Here is a 22,817-nt window from a genome sequence, read left to right as displayed (position 1 = left end):
GTGTTCCTCACACATGGAAACGTTTTTATTAGTTATTTTTTAGCAGAAATTTGTTAAGATGCAATTGAAAGTTTTAGGTGTTTTGGGAGCAATTAATGAGCGATTTACCAGCTAGTGCGCGTATCTACAACAACAACCTTTTAAAGTTCTACGATTTTCTAGTTCATGGCATCTCAGATAGTTTTATTTGGCGTTGCCCCAAGCCCAATTTAGTTACATGGTATCGCCAACATCTCGGCAACCAGCACTTGGATATTGGGCCAGGCAGCGGTTTGTTATTGCGCGAAACCCTGAATCAACAGCAATTAAGCAAATTGGTGCTGCTCGATGTTAATCCTGAGTGCTTAATCCAAGCGTCAGCCAATCTCAGCGAGTGGCAACCGCAGGCCGTTCGTGCTTCGATTATGCAAGCATTGCCACTAACTGAATGTTTTGATTCGATTGGTTTGGGCTATATTTTGCATTGCATCGCTGGCACGCCTGCGATCAAAGGCGCGGTGCTGCAACGGCTGGCCGAGCTATTAACTCCCAATGGCGTGCTGTTTGGGGCAACGATTTTAAGCGCCATTGAGCCATTTCATAGCGCTGCGGCCCGGCGGTTGATGGGTATTTACAATCAGCGCCAAATTTTCGCCAACCAAACTGATACCCTCGCCAAGCTTGAAACAATGCTGCAACAAGCTTTTCAACGCTATGAAATTAAGCGCATCGGCAGCGTAGCGCTCTTTGCAGGCTGGCGTTGATCGTTGCGCCAACTCAGAAAAACCCATCAAATCAAAAAGCCCCTTGCCCGCTCCTTGGGTGACAGGTTCTTATATTCCCGCCAATGATCTCATAGTTCATCAATGAATCCATACTATCCAATAATTGTCCTTGAGGGGGTACAGGGGAATTAAACCCCCCTGTGTCTCCCGCCTCGATGCGGGACGGAAGGGTGGTGCTCAGAAATAATTACAAAAAAAACACCTTTATTAAGCGTAAGGAGATCTCTCAACAATCTTAGCTGATCTTGAAACATAGGCTATTTTTTAGAAGAATTTTAGTAAAATAGCCTGTAGACTTGCTGGTTAAAGTATTGCGTTAGCGTAAGCTTTGAACAACACAGTGTAGTAGTTTATTAGGCTAGCAATCTATTTCGTTCCCTCACCCCCTAACCCCCTCTCCCGCACGCGAGGCGAGGGGGAATCAATTCAGTCGGCTCCCCTCGCCCGCCGCAGTGGGAGAGGGGCTGGGGGTGAGGGGGGTATAAACTATTACAACTAAGCGCTGCTTGGCAAACAACGATGTACAGCAGCATGGAGCATCAGCGATGATTAGCAACCCACCCCGCGAACGGATTCTGTTTGATTACGGCTGGCGTTTTGCCCTCGGCCATGCCTTCGACCCCGCCCAAGATTTTCAGCTTGATACAAGTCATTTTTCGTTTCTGGCCAAGGCTGGCTATGGCGATGGCGCGGCCTCTGCCAAGTTCGATGATCGGGCTTGGCGTTTGCTCGATCTGCCTCACGATTGGTGTGTTGAATTACCATTCGATCAACGGGCGAGCCATAGCCATGGCTACAAAGCGATTGGCCGCAAGTTTCCCGCCAATAGCATTGGCTGGTATCGCAAAAGCTTTACAATTCCCGCCGACGATCTTGGGCGACGCATCAGCCTCGAATTCGATGGGGTGCATCGCGATTCCAAAGTTTGGGTCAACGGCTTTTATCTAGGCAACGAGCCAAGCGGCTACACCAGTTTTAGCTACGATATCAGCGATTATCTGAATTATGGCGGCCAAAATGTGGTGGTAGTACGCGCCGATGCCACAACTGAAGAAGGTTGGTTTTATGAAGGCGCTGGACTTTACCGCCATGTGTGGTTGAGCAAAACCGCTCAAGTGCATGTCGCTCGCTATGGCACCTTCGTCACCAGCGAAATTCATGAAGCTAGCGCCACGCTCACCATCCAAACAACCGTTGTCAACGAAAGCCAACATCCAATCGAATTTAGCTTGCTGGAAACAATCAGCGATCCTGCTGTTAGCGCTGTGCTGCAAGCCCAAAGTGCCAATTATCAACTGGCTGCAGGCCAAAGCGCTGAATTTAGCCACAAGCACACCCTCAATAATCCACAACTCTGGGATCTCGCCAGCCCACATTTGTATCAATTAACTACCACCGTGCTGCTCGGCGAACAGGCGATCGATAGCTATCAGACAATCTTTGGCATTCGCAGCATTCGCTTTGATCCTGATCAGGGCTTTTTCTTGAATGGGCGTTCGGTCAAGTTGGTTGGCAGCAATCAGCACCAAGATCACGCGGGAGTTGGCACGGCGATTCCCGATAGCTTGCAAGAATATCGAATCAAACGCTTGCAGGAATTTAATCATAACGCGATTCGTACCTCGCACAATCCGCCAACGCCCGAATTCCTCGCTGCCTGCGATCGTTTGGGCATGTTGGTGCTGAACGAAAATCGCTTGATGGGCACGAATCCTGAGCATTTGCGCCATGTTGAGCAGCTAATCAAGCGTTATCGCAATCATCCTTCAGTCATTTTGTGGTCGTTGGGCAACGAAGAATGGGCGATCGAGGGCACGATTATCGGTGCACGCATCGCCAGCACCATGCAAAATTTTGCCCGTCAATTCGACCATACCCGCCTTTTCACAATCGCTTCTAGCGGCGGCTGGGATACAGGCATCGGCATGGTGACCGATGTGGTTGGCTACAATTATATTTTACACGGCGATATTGATGCCCATCATGCCAAATTCCCATGGCAGGCGAGCGTTGGCACCGAGGAAAGTAACACCTACGGTACCCGCGGGATCTACCAAACCGATGCCAGTCGTGGTCATTTAGCGCCTTGTCCCAGCGGCGATGGCTACGCCGATACGGAGTTTGGCTGGCAATTTTATGTCAAACGACCATTCTTGGCTGGGCTATTCTATTGGACAGGCTTTGATTATCGAGGTGAGCCAACGCCCTTTGAATGGCCAGCAGTTGCCAGTCAATTTGGCTTTTTTGATCTATGTGGTTTCCCCAAAGATATTGCCTACTACACCAAGGCTTGGTGGGGCCAGCAACCAGTTTTACACATTGGCTATCACTGGGATTGGCCGAACGATCTCGGTCACGTGAAAAGCATGCCAATTTATAGCAATTGCCAAGAAGTGGAGTTATGGCTGAATGGCGAAAGTCTTGGCCGCCGCCCAATGCCCGAAAACGGCCACCAACAATGGGAAGTTGCCTATCAACCAGGCGAATTGTTAGCGCGTGGCTATAACAACGGGGTGGAAGTGCTCAGTGCTAGCCTGCGCACCAGCCAAGCAGCCAGCCAAATTCAACTATTGCTCGATTATGGTCAACTCCAACAAGCAGGCGATCTAGCGGTTGTCACCTTGCAAGTGTGCGATGATCATGGCCAGATTGTGCCAACCGCCAATCAGCTGCTCGATCTACAATTAATGGGTTCGGCCAAGCTTTTAGGGGTTGGCAACGGCGATCCGGCTAGCCACGAGCCTGAGCAATATCATGCCAGCTACCAACTTTGCCCAATCCAGATTAATGCCGAGCAAACCGTGGCCGAGTTGCCTGCAGGCTTGGAGCGAGCGCTAGGAGCCGAAGCCCAAACGTGGCAGCCAGCCTTTTTCCATCACAACAACGATCAACAGACTAATCCTCAGGCCTATATTCTGTTGCGTGGCAGCTTCGAGCTACCACAGTACAGCGCAGCCAGCAGCATTCGCTTGTTCAGCAAAAGCATAGCCCACGACTACAGCATCTATATCAACGGCCAACTAATCGCCAGCGACATTGCGCTTGAACAGGGCGATCAAGCGCTTGAATTAAGCCATGAACTGGTGCATCCAGGCCAAAACGACTATCTGGTGACTGGACGCTGGATCAAAAAAGCTACTATCTGGGATTTCCCCAATCGTGAGCCTGGCGTTGTGCAGGTGATCGAGCCAGCCGCCACTTGGCAACGCCGCGTCTTCAACGGCCTAGCCCAAGTCATCGTACAACATACTGGCGGCGATCAGCCAATTAGCCTCAGTGCGAGCAACCCCGAGTTAGGCACAACAACACTTAAGTTCGATTAATCGTCAACAATTGGGTGAGCCAGCACTGCTTCTAACAAGGCGGTAGCTGGCTCTTCGATTTCCAACAATTGCTCAATTTGATCGCTCTCCATCGCCTGCAAAATTAATTCGTTAATTCCCCCAACAATTGCCATCGCCAAGGCTGGGGTAATGTGGCGTTTTTGCGGCGAATCATAGTGTTGATCGGCTCCGGTGGCCCGCAATAAATCGGCAAAGCGTTGATTGGCCGCCCGCCGCACTTGCAAGCCTCGCGTTCCCGCCGCCAAAATCTCAATAAACAAGGTACGCATCAACAATGGATGCTCTTTGATCCGTTGTAAATAAGCGCGATGAGCACAGCGCACCCGCGAATGCATATCGTGCGCACCCTCGATTGCCCGTCGAATCACATCGATTAATTGATCGGTAGCAGCCGTATAAAGTGCCAATAAACAATCCTCTTTGCTGGCAAAATGTTGGTAAAAGGTGCGCTTGGAAACTCGCGCCAAACGCACAATATCGGCAATCGTTGTTTCGGCATAGCCTTTTTCAGCCACCGCCGCCGCCATTCCATCCATCAGGCGGCTACGATATTCGGCCTCTGTTACTTGTTCGGTCATAGCAACCTCGTCGTTGAACCACTCGCTACTCATACTAGCTTAATTTCTTGGTACTTGACAGTACCAGAAGCTGATGATAGCATAAAACCAGCTGGTACTTAACAGTACCAAGAAAGATAGTTGATAGTTCGCGGCGACCTGTACAGGCCAGCATTGCAGCAAGGGAGGCTCGTTTAATGAGTATTTCCAGCCCAATTCGTTCTATTCCCCAACCACCAACCCGCCCAATCGTCGGCAATGTGCCTGATATTGGAATGGAAACGCCTGTCCAGAATTTGATGAAACTGGCTCAGCATTACGGGCCAATTTTCCGCGTGAGTTTTCCCAATCGCACGGTATTGGTCGTTTCTTCAGCTGAACTTGTGGCTGAAATTAGCGATCAACAACGCTTCGATAAATTATTGCATGGGCCATTGATTCAAATTCGCGATTTTGCTGGTGATGGCTTGTTTACGGCCTATACCGAGGAAGCCAATTGGAGCAAAGCCCATCGTTTATTGATGCCAGCCTTTGGACCAGCCAGCATGCGCAATTATTTCGATGACATGCTCGATATTGCCGACCAATTATTTACCAAATGGGAGCGTCAAGGGCCAGAAACTGATTTTGATGTGGCCGATAATATGACGCGCCTGACGCTTGATACAATTGCCTTATGTGGGTTTGGCTATCGTTTTAATTCGTTTTATCAACGCGAAATGCATCCATTTGTAGAAGCGATGGTGAGAGCTTTGGCCGAGGCTGGAGCACGCGCCCGCCGTTTATCAATTCAAACAAAATTAATGCGCTCAACCCAGCGCCAATATGCAGCCGATATGCAGTATATGCACGGAATCACCGATGAATTAATTGCTAAACGGCGCAGTTTGCCAAGCAACGAAGTTCCCAACGATTTATTGGGATTAATGCTCAATGCCAAAGATTCGATCACAGGTGAAGGCTTAGATGATGCCAATATTCGCAATCAACTGGTAACATTTTTGATTGCTGGTCACGAAACCACCAGCGGCCTGCTCTCGTTTGCAACCTACTTTTTGCTCCAACAACCCGAAATTTTGCAACGTGCTCAAGCCATCGTCGATCAAGTGCTCGGTGATCGATTGCCACGCTACGAAGATTTGGCCAAACTTGGCTATCTTGACCAAATTTTGCGCGAAACCTTGCGGCTCTGGCCAACCGCACCAGTATTTGGGGTTTATGCCAAGCACGATACCAGCATTGGCGGCTTTCCAGTTAAGCAGGGCGAAAAATTCCTCGCCTTGTTGCCAACCTTGCACCGCGACCCCAAAGTTTGGCACAACCCCAACCAATTTGACCCCGATCGCTTTGCGCCCGAAGTGCGGGAACAAATCCCTGAGCACGCTTGGAAGCCGTTTGGCAATGGCCAACGCGCCTGTATTGGACGTTCATTCGCCATGCAAGAGGCCACCTTGGTTTTAGCAATGATGCTGCAACGCTTTGAGTTATCGCAACCGAAACCCTATCATTTACATGTCAAAGAAACTCTGACGCTCAAACCTGAAGGCTTGACGGTTCGCGCCCGTGTTCACAAAATCATCGTGCGTAGCAACAAGCCAACTCAGCCAGATCTAGCAATTCAATCAAGCCCAAATCAAGCCCAACACAACACGCCATTGCTGGTGCTCTATGGCTCCAACTCTGGCTCCTCCGAAGCCTTCGCCCGCCGCATTGCCAGGGATGGTGAGGCCCGTGGTTATCAAACAACCGTGGCCGCACTCAATGATTATGTCAATAAATTACCAACGACTGGGGCAGTCAGTATCGTAGCAGCTTCGTACAACGGCCAGCCTGCCGATAATGCCCTAGCCTTCTGTCAATGGTTGGCTAGGGTTGCGCCAAACTCGCTCAAAGGTGTGCGCTACAGTGTTTTTGGCTGTGGCAACCGCGATTGGCAGAGCACCTACCAAGCTGTGCCCAGCCAAATTAATCAGCACTTGCAGGCCGCTGGAGCCGAACGTTTGCTTGAACGTGGTGCAGCTGATGCCCGCAGCGATTTCTTTGGCGATTTTGAGCGTTGGTATGCGTCGTTTTGGCAAACTCACAACCAAACATTTGCAATCGCAAGCGCAGAAATTAGCAGCAAGCCACTGTACGAGGTTGAATTACTGCCATTAAGCAGCGCTCAATTGGCCCAACAAACGGGCTTCGGGTTTGCTAGCGTGCTCGAAAATCGCGAATTAGTTGATCTCAATTCGCCCTTAGGTCGCTCAAAACGTCACATCGAAGTGAGTTTGCCAAGCGAATTACAATACCAAGCTGGAGATTATTTGGCGATCTTGCCGCAAAATCACCCCAGCCTGATCGAGCGGGCGTGCAAACATTTTGGCTTAAAACCTGAGCAAACTGTGATTTTGCGTGCAAATCGTGGAGCCGCCAACTTGCCAATTGATCGACCAATCAGCCTAGGCGAATTGCTAAGCAGCCATGTTGAATTAGCCACTCCGGCCACCCAGCGCGATTTGGAGTTATTGGCGCAAAAGAATATTTGTCCACCGCACCAAATTCATTTAGCGACATTGGCCGCTGATCACGAAGGCTATGCCAATGAGATTTTGCAAAAACGCCGCAGCTTGTTGGATTTGCTTGAGCAATATCCATCATCAGTGCTTGATTTTGGCGAATTTTTAGAGCTATTGCCAGCAATGCGAGTGCGCCAATACTCAATTTCATCGTCACCGTTGGTCAATCCAAATCAAGCCAGCCTAACCGTGGCGGTGGTCGATGCCCCAGCGTGGTCGGGGAAGGGCCAGTTCTATGGCACAGGTTCAAGTTATTTGGCCCGTTTGCAGGTTGGCGATCACATTGCGGTAAGCTTGCGTCAGCCGCATATTCCATTCCGCCCACCAAGCGACAACAGCACACCATTACTAATGATTTGTGCAGGCACTGGTTTAGCACCATTTCGTGGTTTTATCCAAGAGCGAATCGCTCGCCAAGCCCAAGGCGAAGCACTTGGCCCGAATACACTCTTCTTTGGCTGCGACCATCCTGAGGTTGATCTACTTTATCATGAGCAGATTCAGGCTTGGCAGCAAGCTGGAGTCTTGGAATTCTTCCCTGCATTCTATCGCCAGCCAGTTGATGAAGTCAGCTTTGTGCAACATCGAATCTGGCAAGAACGCCAGTATGTTTGGAGCTTAATTGAACAGGGCGCAGTTATTGCGGTGTGTGGCGATGGCCGTTATATGGCTCCAGCAGTGCGCGAAACCTTGGCACAAATTTACGCCGAAGCGACTGGTAGTGAGCAAGCAGCAGGCCTGGCCTGGCTTGCCGAACTTGAGCAAGTAGGTCGCTATGTTGCTGACGTTTTTGGCTAGAAAGCTTAATTAATCATAGCCAAAAGCCGCTGGATTAATTTCCAACGGCTTTGGCTAAACCTATGCAACGCCAAACTATTGCGATAATTATTGATTTAATCCCAAGGCTTCAACTGTCAATTGATCGATCTCACGCTGACCACTCAGTTGATTGACCACGCTAAATCCACCTGCATAATCCCACATCGTCCAGCCAATGTTGAATTCTTCGAGGATAATCCGCATATCACGGAGCCATGCCGCACGATCTTCGGGCTTACTCTTGAAGCGATAGACCCCAAATTCGTTGCAGGTCAAACGCACCTGATGCTGCTCAGCCCACGCTGTCGCTTGGCCAATCCACTCGCGCAGCGTATCAATATTCCAACGTTCGTTGCCATAGATAGTGGCAGCATCACGCGCAACTTCATTATCAATCGTAGCCACAATTGGCGCTAAAGCTGCGGGGCTAGATGGATAGGGCAAATATTCGAGATACTGCCAGTAGGGTGCGCCCCAGGTTGCGGCCTGATGGGTAAAGGTATGTGGATCGTAGCAGTGAAAATTGTAGATAATATTGGGATCGGCCAATGGCTCAAGTTCCAGCAACTCGGCAATACTCGACCACTTATGGCCAGTTGCAATTAGGGTGTGGTTGGGTGCACCAGCCCGCATCGCCGCCAATAATTCGGCTTGCACCAAAGCCCATTGCTGAGCATCGGTCACAACTGGCTCGTTCAACACTTCTAAAAAGAGCATCTCTGGATCACGCTGGGCTAGATGGGCAGCTAGGCTTTGCCAAAAGCTGGCAAAGGTTTTGACCAAACTGGGCGAGCTAAACAAGCGCTGCTTAAAATCGTCCTCAGGATGCAAATCGACAATTACCGCCAAATCATGGGCCAACATCAAATCGATTGCTCGATCAACTTCGGCCAGATAGGTAGGATTCAATTCGGTTGGATTGCGCTCATTCAGCAGCACAACCGGATTGAGCGTAAAGCGCAAATGGCTACAACCAAGCTTGGCCAGCAGCGCAATATCGGCCTCGGTGTTGTACGTGCGCAAATGCTCCAAACTATATTGATTGGTATAATCTTGAGCAAACCAGTGGCTTAAATTAATGCCACGGGCCAGTTTGGCAAACCGCGTATCGCTAATCGCCGTTTTTGGGTTCGACAACGTTGTCATGATCATTCCTCACACACAAAAACACGAAGCGGCTAAGGCTTCGTGTTTGCTCAATTAATCAATTAGGCTCCTGCTGCGTCTTCATTCAGGCGCGGGCGTTTGAAACGCATCGTATCCGAGCGCGGAATTTTCGGCACACTATCGATCAAATTGCGGGTATATTCCTGCTTGGGTGCACGGAATATTTCCTCAACCGTATCGTATTCGACGACTTTGCCATGATACATCACGGCAATTTGGTCGCTCATATGCTCGACTACCGCCAAATTATGCGAAATAAACAAATAGGCCAAGCCCAATTGTTTTTGTAAATCTTGCAGCAAGCGCAAAATCTGGGCCTGAATCGACACATCAAGCGCACTGACGGCTTCATCGCAAATCAACAATTTGGGATTCAAGGCCAAGGCCCGGGCGATGCCAATCCGTTGTTGCTGACCACCCGAAAATTCAAATGGAAAGGCATTGGCAGCCCCAACATCAAGCCCGACCAACTCCAATAATTCATGGACGCGCTTGGTGCGTTCGCGGGCAGTACCAACATTGTGAATCAACATTGGGTCTTCAATCGCGCTATGCACAGTCATCATCGGGTTGAGGCTAGCCAGCGGATCTTGGAAAATCATCTGGATGTCGCGGCGTTTGAGCCGTAAGGCCTTAGTCGATAAACCCGTAAAATCAACCCCATCGAAGAAAATTCGGCCTTTTTCAGGGTCGTATAGACGGATAATACAGCGCGAAAGCGTCGATTTGCCCGAACCCGATTCGCCGACGATCCCCAAGGTTTCGCCAGCATTGAGGGTAACCGAAACATCTTCGACGGCGGCAAAGCGGCTTTTGTCGCGCATAAAATATTTGGAAACACCCTCGACTTTGAGCAAGGGCTGGCCTGAGTTAGGCGTGGATTGGTTGGGCGACATTGAGCATTACCTCCGCTGCTGCATCATCACCTTGTTGCGCGGCCTTGACCACGGTATCAGCGTGGAAACAAGCTACGAGGTGATTGGGTTCAACTGTGGCTAATTCGGGCTTGCGTTCTTGGCAAACACTGCTTTTGAAGCGGCAGCGTGGCGCAAATGGGCAAGCTTTATGCACTTTCAAGGCACTTGGCGGATTACCAGGAATTGGCTGGATGGCAGTTTTGCCGTGGCCAATTTCCATCGTGCTGTTGAGCAAACCCAAAGCATAGGGATGCGATGTGTGCTCAACCAAGCGATCAACGCTGGTCATTTCGACAATTTCGCCAGCATACATCACCGCCAAATTATCGCAGTAGTTGGTGGCCACGCCCAAATCGTGGGTAATAATAATCATGGCCATCCCAGTTTCGTCTTGCAACGATTCGAGCAAATCGAGCACTTGGGCTTGCACCGTTACATCAAGGGCTGTGGTTGGCTCATCGGCAATCAGCAATTTGGGCTTGAGCGCTAGTGCCAGCGCAATCATCACCCGTTGGCGCATGCCACCAGAGAATTGATAGGGATAATCGTTGAGCCGCTTGGCAGGCTGGGGAATCCCGACCCGATCGAGCAGTTCAATCGCTCGTTCTTTGGCTTCGGCTGCCGAGTAAATTTTGCGCATGCGCATACTTTCGGTGATCTGCGCCCCAATCTTCATAATTGGGTTGAGGCTGGTCATGGGGTCTTGGAAGATCACCGCAATATCACGACCGCGCACATCTTGCAGCTCACGTGGAGCCATTTTGACCAAATCAACCCCGTTGAACATCGCTGAGCCACCAACGACACGGCCCGTGCGGCCAATCAAACCAAGCAACGAAAGCATCGTCACCGATTTGCCCGACCCCGATTCACCGACGATCCCGAGGCTTTGACCAGCTTCAAGCACAAAATTGACCCCGTTGACCGCATGCACCACGCCACCAGGTCGCTTGAACTCGACTTTGAGATCCTTGACTTCCAATAATGGCGCACCCATTAGCGTTCCCCTTTCGTGTTGAAGATTTCTTGCAAGCCATCGCCAAACCACGTAAAGGCTAATAGCGTGATGCTAAACAAAAGGGTTGGCCAAACGGCTAAGTGCGGGAAGCCGCGCATTTTGCTAATCCCCAAGTTAATCAAGTTGCCCCACGATGGCTCTGGTGGTCGAATCCCAACTCCAATCACTGAAAGCCCTGCCTCAGCAACCATGGCATAGGGAATCCCAAAGCTCAGCGCCACTGCGATTGGGCCAAGAATGTTGGGCAGCACATATTTAGTAATAATGTGCCATTCGCTTGCCCCCAGCGTGCGGGCAGCCTGCACATATTCCTGATTTTTCAACGAAAGCACTTGACCACGAATCAACCGCGCATAACCCGCCCAGTTAGTAATCGCCAAAGCAATCACAATGGTGGTTACTTTTTGACCAAGCGTGGTTGCCAAAATAATTGCTAACAAGGTCGAAGGGAACGAATTGAAAATCTCAACTAAGCGCATCAAAAAAGTGTCGGTTAAGCCACCGCGCATACCTGAGACTGAGCCAATCGCCGCTCCGATAATTAAGGATAGAATCGATGTGCCTAAGCCAACGATCGCCGCAGTCCGCACCGCATAAATAATCCGGCTCAACTGATCACGGCCAACATCATCAGTTCCAAACCAATAGGTACTGGAAGGCTTTTGCCACGTTGCAGCCAGATTCTGATCGTTATAGTGATATGGGGCAATCCAAGGGGCAAAAATGGCTAGGATGACAAAGATAATGACCAAAACTAAGCCAACCAGAGCCATAGCATTGCGGCGATAGCGCCGCCAAAACACCTTGAGCAGCGACTCCGCTACCGGAAGCTCCTCTTGGGTTGTGGGTTGTGAAAGCTGATTAACTGCCATGATACAAGCTCTCCTTTGAGACTAGCGTGGAACAACCAAATTAGGCTTCGAGCTTAATCCGCGGATCAAGGATGCTATAGAGGATGTCGGCTAACAAATTGGCCAACATAACCCCAAGCGCCAAAATAACCGTACTGGTGATTACCAAGGGGTAATCGCGTGCGCCCAGCGCGGTGGCAAACAATTGGCCGATCCCTGGAATCCGAAAAATATTTTCAATCCACACTGAGCCAACCAAGGCATAGGCAATTTGTGGCGCAGTGGTTGTTACCACAGGAATCAAGGAGTTACGAAGGGCATGGCGCATAATCACCAAGCGCTCGGAAATGCCTTTTGAGCGAGCGGTACGAATAAATTCTTGGCTCATCGTTTCAGCAACTTGGTTGCGGGTAAAGCGGGCAATCCCAGCAATTGGCCCAAGCGCCAAGGTCAGCACTGGCAAAATCAATTGCTTGAAGGTTGGAACAGGCGTGGCCCAGCCACCATTTGGTAGCACATTCCAAACTTGGCCAGCAAAGATCAGAATCAGCACAATTGCCAAAACATAGACTGGTACGACTTGGCCAACCATCGAAAAACCCGTCACAATATAATCAACCCAAGTGTTGCGGCGAAAACCAGCAATCACCCCGAGCGGAATCCCCACGATCAGCGCGAGGCCAATCCCGAGAAAGACGATCAACAAGGTTCGCGGCAACCGTTCACGTACCATATCCTGAATTAAAATACTTGGGCTTTGAAAGGAGGGACCAAAATCAAAGGTCACAGCATTTTTGGTGTAAGTCCAAATTTGCATATAGAGTGGTTTATCGAGGCCATAGCGTTCGTCAAAAAGTGCCTTTTGAATTTTGAAGGTTTCGCTGTTGCTATTTGCCAGCGTGGTCATTGCAGCCACTGCTCGCTGCACATCCATAAAGTTGCCGGGGGCTTTGGCAAGCAGCGTGTATGAAATGGCAATAATCACCACCAGCGAAATTGCCATCATCGCCAAGCGTTTGATTAAGAAGAAGATAAAATTGACTCGCATAACGACCCTACCATTACTAAATGACAAGTATCAACAGTGCATTCCATCATGGCAGAGCCGGCGATCAAAGCGTGCAGCCGTATGTCAGTCAGAATGCGTGCAGTGGGGCAACTGGCGGGTGTTATTGCACACCCGCCAGTCTGGCCAAACTTATTCAGTCCACTGTAAGTATTGATATTGGAAGATCCCGCCCCACGAGAGTTTGTTGATCACAATGCCTGAGAGTCGTGGATCGGTTGCGTAGTACAACTTGTCGTAGTAGATGGGGATCATCCAAGCTGAGTCGATTGCCAATTGTTGAATTTCGGGCAAGGTTTGCCAAGCGTCGTCGAGCGTTTGGCCAGCCAGTTTCAACATCAAGCGTTGAGCTTGTTTGTTTTCGTCGGTACGATTATCATACCACGTTGCGTCTTGTTCTTCTTTCAAGACCAACAACAAGCCATCTTTGTAGGCAGTCAGCTTTTCAGCATCATCAGCGGCAGCGGTAAAGCGTTCGTTGATTGCATCCCATTGTTCTTTGAAGCTTGGGGCTTCGGCAGCTTTAGCCGAGATTTTGGCCATTTCTGGCTCTTCGATGGCGTTGATTGCTTGGCGCTTGGTCCAAGCTGCTTCAGCGCGAGCGGTCAAATCAGCCCAATCGCCAACGGCTTCGGTGCTGCTGACAGCATCGATTTGGGTTTGATATTCAGCGAACTTGGCCATGCCACCTTCTTTGTAATCCATGAAGTACCAAATATGGTTGGTAGCCAAAGTCAAGTCAAGTGGTTGGAACCAGTTCATTGGGCCGCCAAGGGTCGCAAAGCCTGGTTGAATATCTTTGTTGTAGTTCGACCATTGGATGTTTGAGTAAACTGGGCCTTCGTTGTTTTGGATGACGACCTTCACGCCCAAGTTATCTTGCCACATCTTAGCGACGGCTTCGATCCAAGGCATTTGTGGGTCGTTTGATGGTGGTGCATAGAAGGTCAATTCAGGGAAGCCAGCACCATCGGGATAGCCAGCTTCGGCCAGCAATTGTTTGGCTTTGGCGACATCGTAGGTCAAGCTCTTAACTTTATCCTTCACCCGCACGTCGCTGTTGAAGGTATCGGTTGGCACTGCCAAGCCCTTCAAAATTTGGTCGGTGATAGCTTTTTTGTCGATTGACAAAGCGAAGGCTTGACGCACCCGCACATCTTGCAATGGGCCAGCATTCAATGAACGATTGTATTGAATACCCTTCCAAACGATTGGGTTTTCTTCGCTCTTGATGTTGTCTTTGATATCGGGGTTGCCTTGAGCATAAGCCAATTGGCTGGCATCTTCAAGGAAGGTGAATTGAATTTCTTGGTTTTCGAAGGCTTGCAAGCGGGCATTAGCATCGGCATATGGGCGCAACACGATTGTGCCAACGTTGCCAGTGCCTTCGCCAACATAATTGGGATTGCGCTTGAGCACAATATCGCCGCCGCTGACCCACGATTCAACAACGTATGGGCCGTTGTAAACCGCATTCTTGGGGTCGAACCAATCGCTAGGGTTGGCTTCCAAGCTCTTGGCATTGATTGGCATGGCGTTCATAACTGGTAAGAAGTTGATAAACGCTGCGTTTGGTTGGCTCAAGGTTACTTCGATGGTGTAGTCATCGATCAATTTGAAGCCAACTTCATCGACACCAACTGCGCCCGCCTTGAAGGCGTAACCATTTTTGACATAGCCCATCATCCCTGCCCACATTGGAGCATCTTTTAATTCTGGGCCAGCTGCCCGAACCCAAGCAGCATAGAAATCTTTAGCGGTAACTGGGTCGCCGTTCGACCATTTTTTATCTTTGCGCAGCTTGATTGTCCAAACCAGGTTATCGGCTGAAGGAGTAGCGCTTTCGGCAATTTTTGGCACGATGTTCAATTGTTGATCGTAGCCATACAAGCCTTCAAACACAACGCCTTGCGAGACAAACAATTGAGCTGACCAGTAGGCATGGTCAAGACTGGTAATGCCACCTTGTTGGAATGGCAAGGTTACCGTCACATCCTTAACATCTGTACTGGCAGTAGTAGGTTGGACATCAGTGCCGGCGGTTGGTGCAGTAGTTGTGGCTGAAGAATCGCTAGCAGCCGTGGTTGGTTGGGTTGAGTCGGTCGCGGTGGTAGCAGTTGAGGCGGCATCGCCACAGGCTGCTAAGAGTGGCAAAACGAGAATCAGGAGCGCAATCAAGCTCCACAGGGTTTTTGGCTTCTTTACCATGGGAATTTCCTCTTCTTTGAGCAAATTGAATCCAAAACGACGTACTACAATGTCAAGCGTTTGGGTTACGATTTGATCGTCGATGAGCCTCCTTAGCTAGAGACAATCAAGCTTGATCATCCTCACAAGCCTGCCCAACCGAGAAGCTAGCTAGATAGTTGCTTCTGATGCCGTTGTCGAAGCAAGCCGGTGCATGCTGGGTGTTACACGCCGGACATTTGGGAGATTAATTACTTTTTTTAGTAAAGAAAATAAGTTCCCTGGAGGCTATTGCAGTTCTATTTACAGCGATAGACCGGTCTCTCACTCCGATAAACGCCAATTTAGCACTGCCATAGTCGCTAAATGTCCCGCAAACTTGAAATTCACTGAAGAATTATTGAAATTTGTGCTTATTATAGAAGAATCTCTCTAAATGTCAAGTATGTTTTTTACTAAAAATTTTAGAAAAATATTTGAAGCTGATTCTTTAGTTTTAGGTCAAAGTATCCCTGATCATTAAGCAGTATTAAAAAACCCTATGCATTACTACACGGGCTTAACTGTAAATTCCTACACAGGGTCAATTCAAGCTCTAAAAATGTTAGCCAACGCTAACCAATTAATGCTGCGTTAGAAACTCAGCAACAACATAGTATCCCTCTGTCTGTCGTTTGGATGGCACACAAAATCGCACATGGGCTGGTCTCGTACAAGGCCACAAGGCTATTGACGGACGGTGAAGAATCGCCTACAGTGTCACCATTCCTCACGGTTTCGTTTCTTAGGAGGTCGCATGGACAAGCATATCAGCATCGTCCCCTACGATCCGACGCAGGGCATCCGACTTCTCTGGGACGATGGCTTCATCATCAGCGTGCAGGGTGACCACGATACGGTCGTGATTCAGGCCAATCAGGCCGGTCTGCTCACGCTCGCACGCCATTGTCTCACCCTCGCCCAAGCCACGGTTCCCCCAGGCACGCACCTCCATCTCGATCCAGCAACCGACTTGGAGGATGATTCGATCCCGCTGATTCTCGCCAAGATCGCGGATGAAAGGAGCGCCTGATGCCGCTGAAGAAATATCTCGTGGATCTGACCGCCGATGAACGCACCATCCGTGATCGGGTGATTATCAGTGCCAGCAGGATCTATCCGCTGAATGCCACCCTGTCAGTCGCCTGATCGCCAAAAAGAACACGCGCTTTCACGGCTAATCGTTGGGAATGGGGATGCCGATGAATACGCATTGATCCCATTCCAGCGCCCTGTTTCATTAACCGCACTGAGGGTGATACGATCAAACACGATGGAACGCACCCCGTATGAGAACGCGTGATCCGTCTTGGCAAACACGGGACAATCTTCTTGGCGATGCCATGATTAAGACGGGGAAGGTTATGAGGACACCGCCGCATAAGCGCATTCTTCTGCCATCCAAACGACAGCCATAGCGATACTATGTTATTGCTGAGTTTCCTGCGTTAAAATCGCCTGCGCTTCAGCCACCGTCAATACTCGCCCATGACCAGCTAATGGCCCGATTCCGGTCGAGAATAAACGACCACCATCGATCAAACCACCCAAATCCATGGCGGTCGCCCCCAAAACTTGAATTAATCCAATCACAACCTGCTTAGCTGCTTGATCGTCGCCCGCCACAAATAAGGCTTTGGGCGTTGGCAGCTCATTCAAATGGGCCAAATCAGCAAATGGCTGATGATTGAAGGCCTTAACTAAACGCGCTTGCGGCAAGATTTCAGCCACAATCTCGCTTGAACCACGCCCAGCTAAATCATGAAAATCGCCGGGATTCGGCCCAAAGCGATTGTTGATTACGTCAACTACAATCCCATTGTAATGCGCTAATGGCTCCAATGCGGCGGGAATATGCTGCCAACGCACCACCAAAAGAATCATTTCGGCCTGTTGTAACTCGGCTGCTTCAACCGCCGTGACTTGCGGTCCAAGTTGCCCAACCAGCGTTTGCAACGAGGCTGGGCCACGCGAGTTGGCTAGCAACACCTGATGCCCACGGGCTGTCAATAATTCACACAACATTTGCCCAACCCGACCAGCCCCTAAAACACCAATTAACATCGTTATCTCCAGCCAAACATAAATTGCTAGTCAAACTATAGCGTGGTGTGCGGCGCAATCGATCACTATTCAGATGGAGGATTAGCCAGTCCATTAGCACAGGTTTGGTTTTAAAAGTAGGGGTTAGGTGTAATGGTTCATTGGATTAACAACCAGTGCTCGTTCCCTCACCCCTCGCCCCCTCGCCCACTGCGGCGGGAAAGGGGCGCACTGCTGGAGTGGTTCCCCCTCGCCTCGCGTGCGGGCGAGGGGCCGTACATTGGCAACTACCTGCTGCCAAACCCATATTTTGATTCTCCTTCGTGTGTTTCGTGCTCTTCGTGGTTAAAAAACTTTGTTATCGCCCAATCGTAACAAGCGAAAATATTAAAAAGGTGCGCTGCTTGAAATTCAGGCAGCGCATTCATTTTAGTTAAATTTAGGCCTCAGCCGCCGCCAATGCTGGATACAATGGTTGTAAGGCAGGATAAATCGCGCGATAGGTTGCATATAATTCGGCATAGCGGGATTGATCAGCGCTTGGCTCAGTGGGGTCGCTCAAGCGCACAGTTGCCGCAACCGCCTGATCAACATCGCGATACCAGCCAGCCCCAACTGCTGCTAGCAATGCTGCGCCGTAGGCCGCGCCCTCAGTTGTGCTCACGCCAACCAATGGCGCTCCCAACACATCGGCCAAAATTTGCCGCCATAACCGATTGCGTGTGCCACCACCTGAAGCCCGAATCGCGCCAATGGTACCGATTCCAGCTTGGCTCATTAATTCAAGGCTATCGCGTAAACCAAAGGCCACACCTTCGAGCACCGAGCGCGTAAGATGGGCTTGAGTATGGCGCACGGTCAGGCCAATAAAGCCGCCACGAGCCAATGGATCAGGGTGCGGTGTGCGTTCGCCAGTCAGATAAGGCGCAAAGAATAAGCCAGCACTGCCAACCACTACACCCTCAGCAGGCTCAAGTAATTGATCATAGCTCAGTTGCGGGGCAAAGGTGTCGTGATACCAGCGCAAACTTCCCGCCGCACTCAACATCACGCCCATCAAATGCCAACGCCCAGGTACGGCATGGCAAAAAGCGTGCAAGCGACCTTGTGGCTCGATAATTGGGCTAGCCGTTGCCCCAAAAACCACGCCCGATGTGCCAAGGCTTAGGGCAATACTACCAGCCTCAACCACCCCAGTTCCTACAGCATTGGCAGCTTGATCACCGCCGCCGCCAACCACTGGGATGCCTGTTACTAAGCCTAAAGCCGCAGCGGCTTCAGCATGTAATTGGCCTGTGATGGCTGGGCCTTCAAATAATTGCGGCAGCCATGCCAGATCAATCTCAAGCGCCTGCGCCACTTCCGCCGACCATTGACGACTGCGCACATCCAACAAGAGCGTGCCAGCACTATCAGAAACATCGCTGGCAAACTCGCCAGTCAGACAATAGCGCACATAATCTTTGGGCAGCAAAATATGGGCAATTTGGGCATAAACTTCAGGCTCGTGCTGTTGCACCCACAAAATTTTCGGGGCCGTAAAGCCCGTCAATGCCCGATTACCAGTTAATTCGATTAGGCGTTGCTCACCAAGTCGGGTGGTAATTTGCTCACATTGTTCAGCAGTCCGCTGATCGTTCCAAAGCAAGGCTGGGCGCAACACTTCACCCGCTTGATCAAGCAAAACTAAGCCATGCATCTGGCCAGCCAAGCCAATTGCCACAATCTCGTTGGCGGCTACACCTGCTTTTGCCAACACTTCTTGGGTGCTTTCGCGGCAAGCCTGCCACCACAAATGCGGCGATTGCTCGCTCCACAACGGGTAGGGCGTAGCATAATCGTAGCTCGCTTGACCAATCGCCACCACCGTCCCTTGTTGATCGATCAACAGTGCCTTGGTTGCCGTGGTCGAAATATCATAACCAAGTACATATGCCATGATGGTGCTCCAATAAAATAAACCACGAAGAAATCAATGTAGGCAACTTCGTGCCCTTCGTGTTCTTCGTGGTTAAAAGCTTAACGAACACCCATCAATAATTCAAATGTCAATTGATCAAGCTTTTCGTAGCCCAAACCGCGTGCTCCCAGCGCATCCCGATCAAATTGATGAGCCTTGAGCGCGGCAACGCGTTCTGCTGAATAGCTGCCAGCCAAAGCTGCTACCGCTGGCTCAACCGTTTTCAATTCAGCCAATAGGCCTTGAATTTCGGCATCAGCGTTGAAGCGGCGGGCTTTTTCAGCCAAAATCAAATAGCTGCGAATACAGCCACGGGCAAAATCTTTGACCCCTTGCAAATCTTCTGAGCGGTAGGCATGCGCATCGAAGTGGCGTGGGCCGTCATAACCAACATCTTCGAGCAATTTGACCAAGAAGAAATTTTGTTTGTAGTTATGCGCTGCAAAGCGAAAATCTTGATCATAGCGTCCGCTGGCTTGGTCGTTGAGGTCAATGTGGAAGAGCTTGCCAGCATCTAAGGCTTGAGCCACAGCATGAGCGAAATTCAGGCCTGCCATAGTTTCGTGGGCAACTTCAGGGTTAACCCCAACCATATCTGAGTGATCGAGGGTTTCGATAAATCCCAACATGGCTCCGGTTGTGGGCAAAAAGATGTCGCCGCGTGGTTCATTAGGCTTAGCTTCCAAAGCAAAACGATAGTTATAACCCTGCGCTAAGCTATATTCACACAAAAAGTTGAGCGCCTCACGGAACCACTTCAAGCCTTCAAGCGGATTTTTGGCAGCATCGCTTTCGCTGCCTTCGCGACCACCCCAAAATACATAGGTCGTGGCCCCAAATTCGGCTCCCAAATCCATAGCAGCCATGGTTTTTTGCAGTGCATAGGCCCGTACTGCCGGATCATTGCTGGTAAACGCACCATCTTTAAAAGCTGGATGGCTGAATAAATTAGTAGTCGCCATTGGCACAACGAGACCGGTTTCAGCTAAAGCACCACGAAAAGCCTTGATAATTGAGTCGCGTTCGCTGGGAGTTGCATCAATTGGAATCAAATCGTTATCGTGGAAATTTACACCCCAAGCGCCAACCTCTGCCAGCAAATGCACAATCTCAGGGGGACTCAGCGGCTTACGAACTGGCTCGCCAAAGGGATCACGGCCAACATTGCCGACCGTCCAAAGACCAAAGGTAAATTTGTGGGCAGGCTGTGCGTCGTACATCGATGGTACCTCCTTGTACTACGGAGTTGATCGTTACACTGATCAGATTTTTATGTAAGCGCTTGCAGAAAATTTACCTAAATTTTTATATTTTTCGAGCTAATTTGGCATAAAACAACTAACTGAGGTTGTAATTATGAGCAAAAATTGTGTAAACGCTTACAAAGCATAATCTAGATCAAGCCTTGTGGTTTGTCAAGCGAATCGAACCCGCTCCAATGCCCACTACCAGCTCAAAACATCACGCAGCGCAACAATTGACCCAATATTTCGCTATGATGAAATGATAGCCTTAGTTTATTCGTCTTTAAAGGCAGTTTTTTCGACGTGGATGGAAGGACTGTCTATGGTGGTTGACGCAGTACCACTGGCCGAGGCTGCCGTAAGGGAATATTTGGCCGAGTGGTTTGATCACTATCATCTCGCGCTATTTCGCTATTTTGTGCGATTGCTCGGCGATGAGGAACAGGCAGCTGATATTCTGCAGGAAACATTTGCACGGACACAGGTTGCCTTACGCACCCAAGCCTTACCCTCATATCCCTATGCATGGCTCTGTCGGATTGGTGGAAATTTGGTTATTGATATGTTGCGGCGCAACCGCCGCTGGCGCTGGCTGCCCTTTCAAACCAGCACTCCATCCCATGATCATGCAGTTGCAACCGCCCAAGATGTGCGAGATTGCCTCGTGCGCATCAACCGACGCGAGGCCGAATTGCTCATCCTAGCACACTGTGTTGGCCTCAGTCCCAGCGAAATTGCTGCGATTCTCGGCGAAAACGTCTCAACCGTTCGGGTACGCCTACATCGTGCCCGTCATCACTTCCGCGATCAGTATACCAAGGAGGATGGCTCGTGAACTGCGGTGATATTAAGCTTAAGTTGTCACAACATGCGGAGGTGTCACCAACAGATGCTGCGGCAATTGAGGCACATTTGATGAACTGCGGCCCATGTCGAGCACTGGTGCTTGATTTGGAGACCCAAACCGAGCGTTGGTTTACCCTGCTTGGTCAGACCGAAGCCCGCCCGCCAGTGGCACTCCTAACAATGATCCGTTCGAATACGATCAACCCATCATGGAAACCTAGCCAATTTTGGCAAACTCGCCGCCCAATCTATGTGGGGCTAGCTGCGCTTGTTATGGCATTGATATGGATTGGGATCACGCGTCAGTCACCGCAAGCTGATCAAGATTTCCGTTTGGCTCACAACCCGCCAATCTCGGCCACCGCCTCTTTGGTAATAGCGCAAGACCACCCTTCGCTAACACCAATAGCAACGGTTAATCGAGATAATCCAACAAATCTACCCTTAACCTTTACGGTTATACCAACTAGCGATTTAGTTCCATTGGCCACTCAAACGATCGCGCCACCGATGTTAGCTAATCCACTGCCTACGAGTATTCGCCCGAGTTTGCCACCTACAGAAGTGCCGATAACCTTACCAACCGAGGTTCCTATTGTGACGCAGGAACCATTGCCGACTGAGGTTCCGTTGCCACCAACTGAGGTTCCGTTGCCAACCAATAAGCCAGAACCAATAACAGCATTGCCAACTGAGATCCAGCAATCGCCTGAAATTCCGACAAGGATACCACCAAGCAGTCAACCGATGGTTCCAACCGCACCACCAACGGCGATTGGCACACCAGCACCACCAACTGCGATTGGCACGCCAGCACCACCAACTGCGATTGGCACGCCAGCACCACCAACTGCGATTGGCACACTAATCCCAACGGCTACTCCAAGCCCGACCAGCATGGTGATTCCAGCTACGCCGTCATCAACTGCGAAACCATTAGACCCGACACCAACGCCGAACGATCAAAGTACCAAGCGATAAATTTGTAAAGGAGCCATTATGCAGATCAATCCATCTACAGGAATCGCCTATCCATGGCTACGCTTGTGTTTGTTGAGCATTCTAATAAGCCTGATCATTGGAATATCAACCACTTATGCAACCAATACCAATAGCCTTATCAATCAGCAAGAGCAGGCGAATTGCCCGCCTAATGAGACCGAAGTAATAATTTGGCCGACCATGCAAAGCGTTATCCCATCAGCTCCCTACGCAGGTGACGGGATTGTGATCCGTGGGTTTGGCGGATACATTCAATGTAGTGGAGGGTTGTATAATGAATCAGCTCGTTCGTTTGGAGTAACCTATGATGTGGTCCTGAACGTATAGACATGTATGCTATCATACCTATACGGGAAAGGAATCCACCAATGACACGGCAAAACCCTCGCACCTTTACGGCGGAATTTCGCCAAATGGCCATCGATCTCGCGT

The 22,817-nt window shown here is 50.1% G+C and carries 17 protein-coding genes; 7 read left to right on the top strand and 10 right to left on the bottom strand.

The genetic code is table 11. The features are described 5' to 3' along the window. Window positions 1-95 precede the first annotated feature (95 nt). Both ABEB26_RS19745 and galA read left to right on the top strand, forming a co-directional pair. The gene (locus tag ABEB26_RS19745) at window positions 96-743 is read left to right on the top strand and encodes a class I SAM-dependent methyltransferase (RefSeq protein WP_345723774.1); all 648 of its coding nucleotides are present in this window, start codon (window positions 96-98) and stop codon (window positions 741-743) included. 566 nt (window positions 744-1,309) lie between these two features. Continuing rightward, window positions 1,310-4,087: a beta-galactosidase GalA gene (gene galA / locus ABEB26_RS19740; protein ID WP_345723773.1), complete on the top strand. Its 2,778-nt coding sequence runs from the start codon at window positions 1,310-1,312 to the stop codon at window positions 4,085-4,087. Here galA and ABEB26_RS19735 read toward each other — a convergent pair. Beyond that, complete coding sequence (locus ABEB26_RS19735) at window positions 4,084-4,686, bottom strand: TetR/AcrR family transcriptional regulator (protein WP_345723772.1); 603 nt, start codon at window positions 4,684-4,686, stop codon at window positions 4,084-4,086. The genes galA and ABEB26_RS19735 overlap by 4 nt on opposite strands. Window positions 4,687-4,862: 176 nt before the next feature. On the opposite strand from ABEB26_RS19735, the gene ABEB26_RS19730 reads away from it, so the two are divergent. Next, window positions 4,863-8,024 (top strand): bifunctional cytochrome P450/NADPH--P450 reductase, encoded by a 3,162-nt coding sequence (locus ABEB26_RS19730; protein WP_345723771.1) that lies wholly within the window; start codon window positions 4,863-4,865, stop codon window positions 8,022-8,024. Window positions 8,025-8,111: 87 nt separating this feature from the next. On the opposite strand, the gene ABEB26_RS19725 is transcribed toward ABEB26_RS19730, so the two are convergent. The 6 genes from ABEB26_RS19725 to ABEB26_RS19700 form a co-directional block, all read right to left on the bottom strand. Continuing rightward, window positions 8,112-9,191, bottom strand: a complete 1,080-nt coding sequence (locus ABEB26_RS19725) for a glycoside hydrolase family 5 protein (RefSeq protein ID WP_345723769.1) — start codon at window positions 9,189-9,191, stop codon at window positions 8,112-8,114. A gap of 62 nt (window positions 9,192-9,253) precedes the next feature. After that, window positions 9,254-10,108, bottom strand: coding sequence for an ATP-binding cassette domain-containing protein (locus tag ABEB26_RS19720; protein WP_345723768.1), 855 nt, complete (start codon window positions 10,106-10,108; stop codon window positions 9,254-9,256). Next, on the bottom strand, window positions 10,083-11,126 hold the full coding sequence (locus ABEB26_RS19715; protein ID WP_345723766.1) for an ABC transporter ATP-binding protein: 1,044 nt from the start codon (window positions 11,124-11,126) through the stop codon (window positions 10,083-10,085). Before ABEB26_RS19715 ends, ABEB26_RS19720 begins: the two co-directional genes overlap by 26 nt. Beyond that, the gene (locus tag ABEB26_RS19710) at window positions 11,126-12,019 is read right to left on the bottom strand and encodes an ABC transporter permease (protein WP_345723765.1); all 894 of its coding nucleotides are present in this window, start codon (window positions 12,017-12,019) and stop codon (window positions 11,126-11,128) included. The genes ABEB26_RS19715 and ABEB26_RS19710 overlap by 1 nt, the downstream gene beginning before the upstream one ends. Before the next feature lie 40 nt (window positions 12,020-12,059). Next, window positions 12,060-13,046, bottom strand: a complete 987-nt coding sequence (locus ABEB26_RS19705; RefSeq protein ID WP_345723764.1) for an ABC transporter permease — start codon at window positions 13,044-13,046, stop codon at window positions 12,060-12,062. A gap of 150 nt (window positions 13,047-13,196) precedes the next feature. After that, window positions 13,197-15,272 carry a peptide ABC transporter substrate-binding protein gene (locus tag ABEB26_RS19700; protein WP_345723763.1) on the bottom strand — a complete coding sequence of 692 codons (2,076 nt, stop codon included), beginning with the start codon at window positions 15,270-15,272 and terminating at the stop codon, window positions 13,197-13,199. A gap of 775 nt (window positions 15,273-16,047) precedes the next feature. Here ABEB26_RS19700 and ABEB26_RS19695 point away from each other — a divergent pair. Next, complete coding sequence (locus tag ABEB26_RS19695) at window positions 16,048-16,323, top strand: Imm32 family immunity protein (RefSeq protein WP_345723762.1); 276 nt, start codon at window positions 16,048-16,050, stop codon at window positions 16,321-16,323. A gap of 395 nt (window positions 16,324-16,718) precedes the next feature. Here ABEB26_RS19695 and ABEB26_RS19690 read toward each other — a convergent pair whose 3' ends face one another. The 3 genes from ABEB26_RS19690 to xylA all read right to left on the bottom strand — a co-directional run bounded on the left by ABEB26_RS19690 (window position 16,719) and on the right by xylA (window position 20,513). Continuing rightward, window positions 16,719-17,354 carry an NADPH-dependent F420 reductase gene (locus ABEB26_RS19690; protein WP_345723761.1) on the bottom strand — a complete coding sequence of 212 codons (636 nt, stop codon included), beginning with the start codon at window positions 17,352-17,354 and terminating at the stop codon, window positions 16,719-16,721. Window positions 17,355-17,772: 418 nt separating this feature from the next. Further along, complete coding sequence (gene xylB, locus ABEB26_RS19685) at window positions 17,773-19,272, bottom strand: xylulokinase (protein WP_345723760.1); 1,500 nt, start codon at window positions 19,270-19,272, stop codon at window positions 17,773-17,775. Between the two features lie 80 nt (window positions 19,273-19,352). Beyond that, window positions 19,353-20,513 carry a xylose isomerase gene (gene xylA / locus ABEB26_RS19680; protein WP_345723759.1) on the bottom strand — a complete coding sequence of 387 codons (1,161 nt, stop codon included), beginning with the start codon at window positions 20,511-20,513 and terminating at the stop codon, window positions 19,353-19,355. 346 nt (window positions 20,514-20,859) lie between these two features. On the opposite strand from xylA, the gene ABEB26_RS19675 reads away from it, so the two are divergent. From ABEB26_RS19675 to ABEB26_RS19665, 3 genes are read left to right on the top strand one after another with little or no spacing between them, the layout of a single operon-like run. Beyond that, complete coding sequence (locus ABEB26_RS19675; protein ID WP_345723758.1) at window positions 20,860-21,372, top strand: RNA polymerase sigma factor; 513 nt, start codon at window positions 20,860-20,862, stop codon at window positions 21,370-21,372. Further along, the gene (locus ABEB26_RS19670; RefSeq protein ID WP_345723757.1) at window positions 21,369-22,364 is read left to right on the top strand and encodes an anti-sigma factor family protein; all 996 of its coding nucleotides are present in this window, start codon (window positions 21,369-21,371) and stop codon (window positions 22,362-22,364) included. Before ABEB26_RS19675 ends, ABEB26_RS19670 begins: the two co-directional genes overlap by 4 nt. Before the next feature lie 18 nt (window positions 22,365-22,382). Beyond that, complete coding sequence (locus ABEB26_RS19665) at window positions 22,383-22,712, top strand: hypothetical protein (RefSeq protein ID WP_345723756.1); 330 nt, start codon at window positions 22,383-22,385, stop codon at window positions 22,710-22,712. Window positions 22,713-22,817 lie beyond the last annotated feature (105 nt).

Origin of the sequence: Herpetosiphon gulosus (assembly GCF_039545135.1) — a bacterium.
In the GTDB taxonomy this organism is placed as follows: Bacteria; Chloroflexota; Chloroflexia; order Chloroflexales; family Herpetosiphonaceae; genus Herpetosiphon; species Herpetosiphon gulosus.
This window is presented reverse-complemented; position numbering and strand designations above follow the sequence as displayed.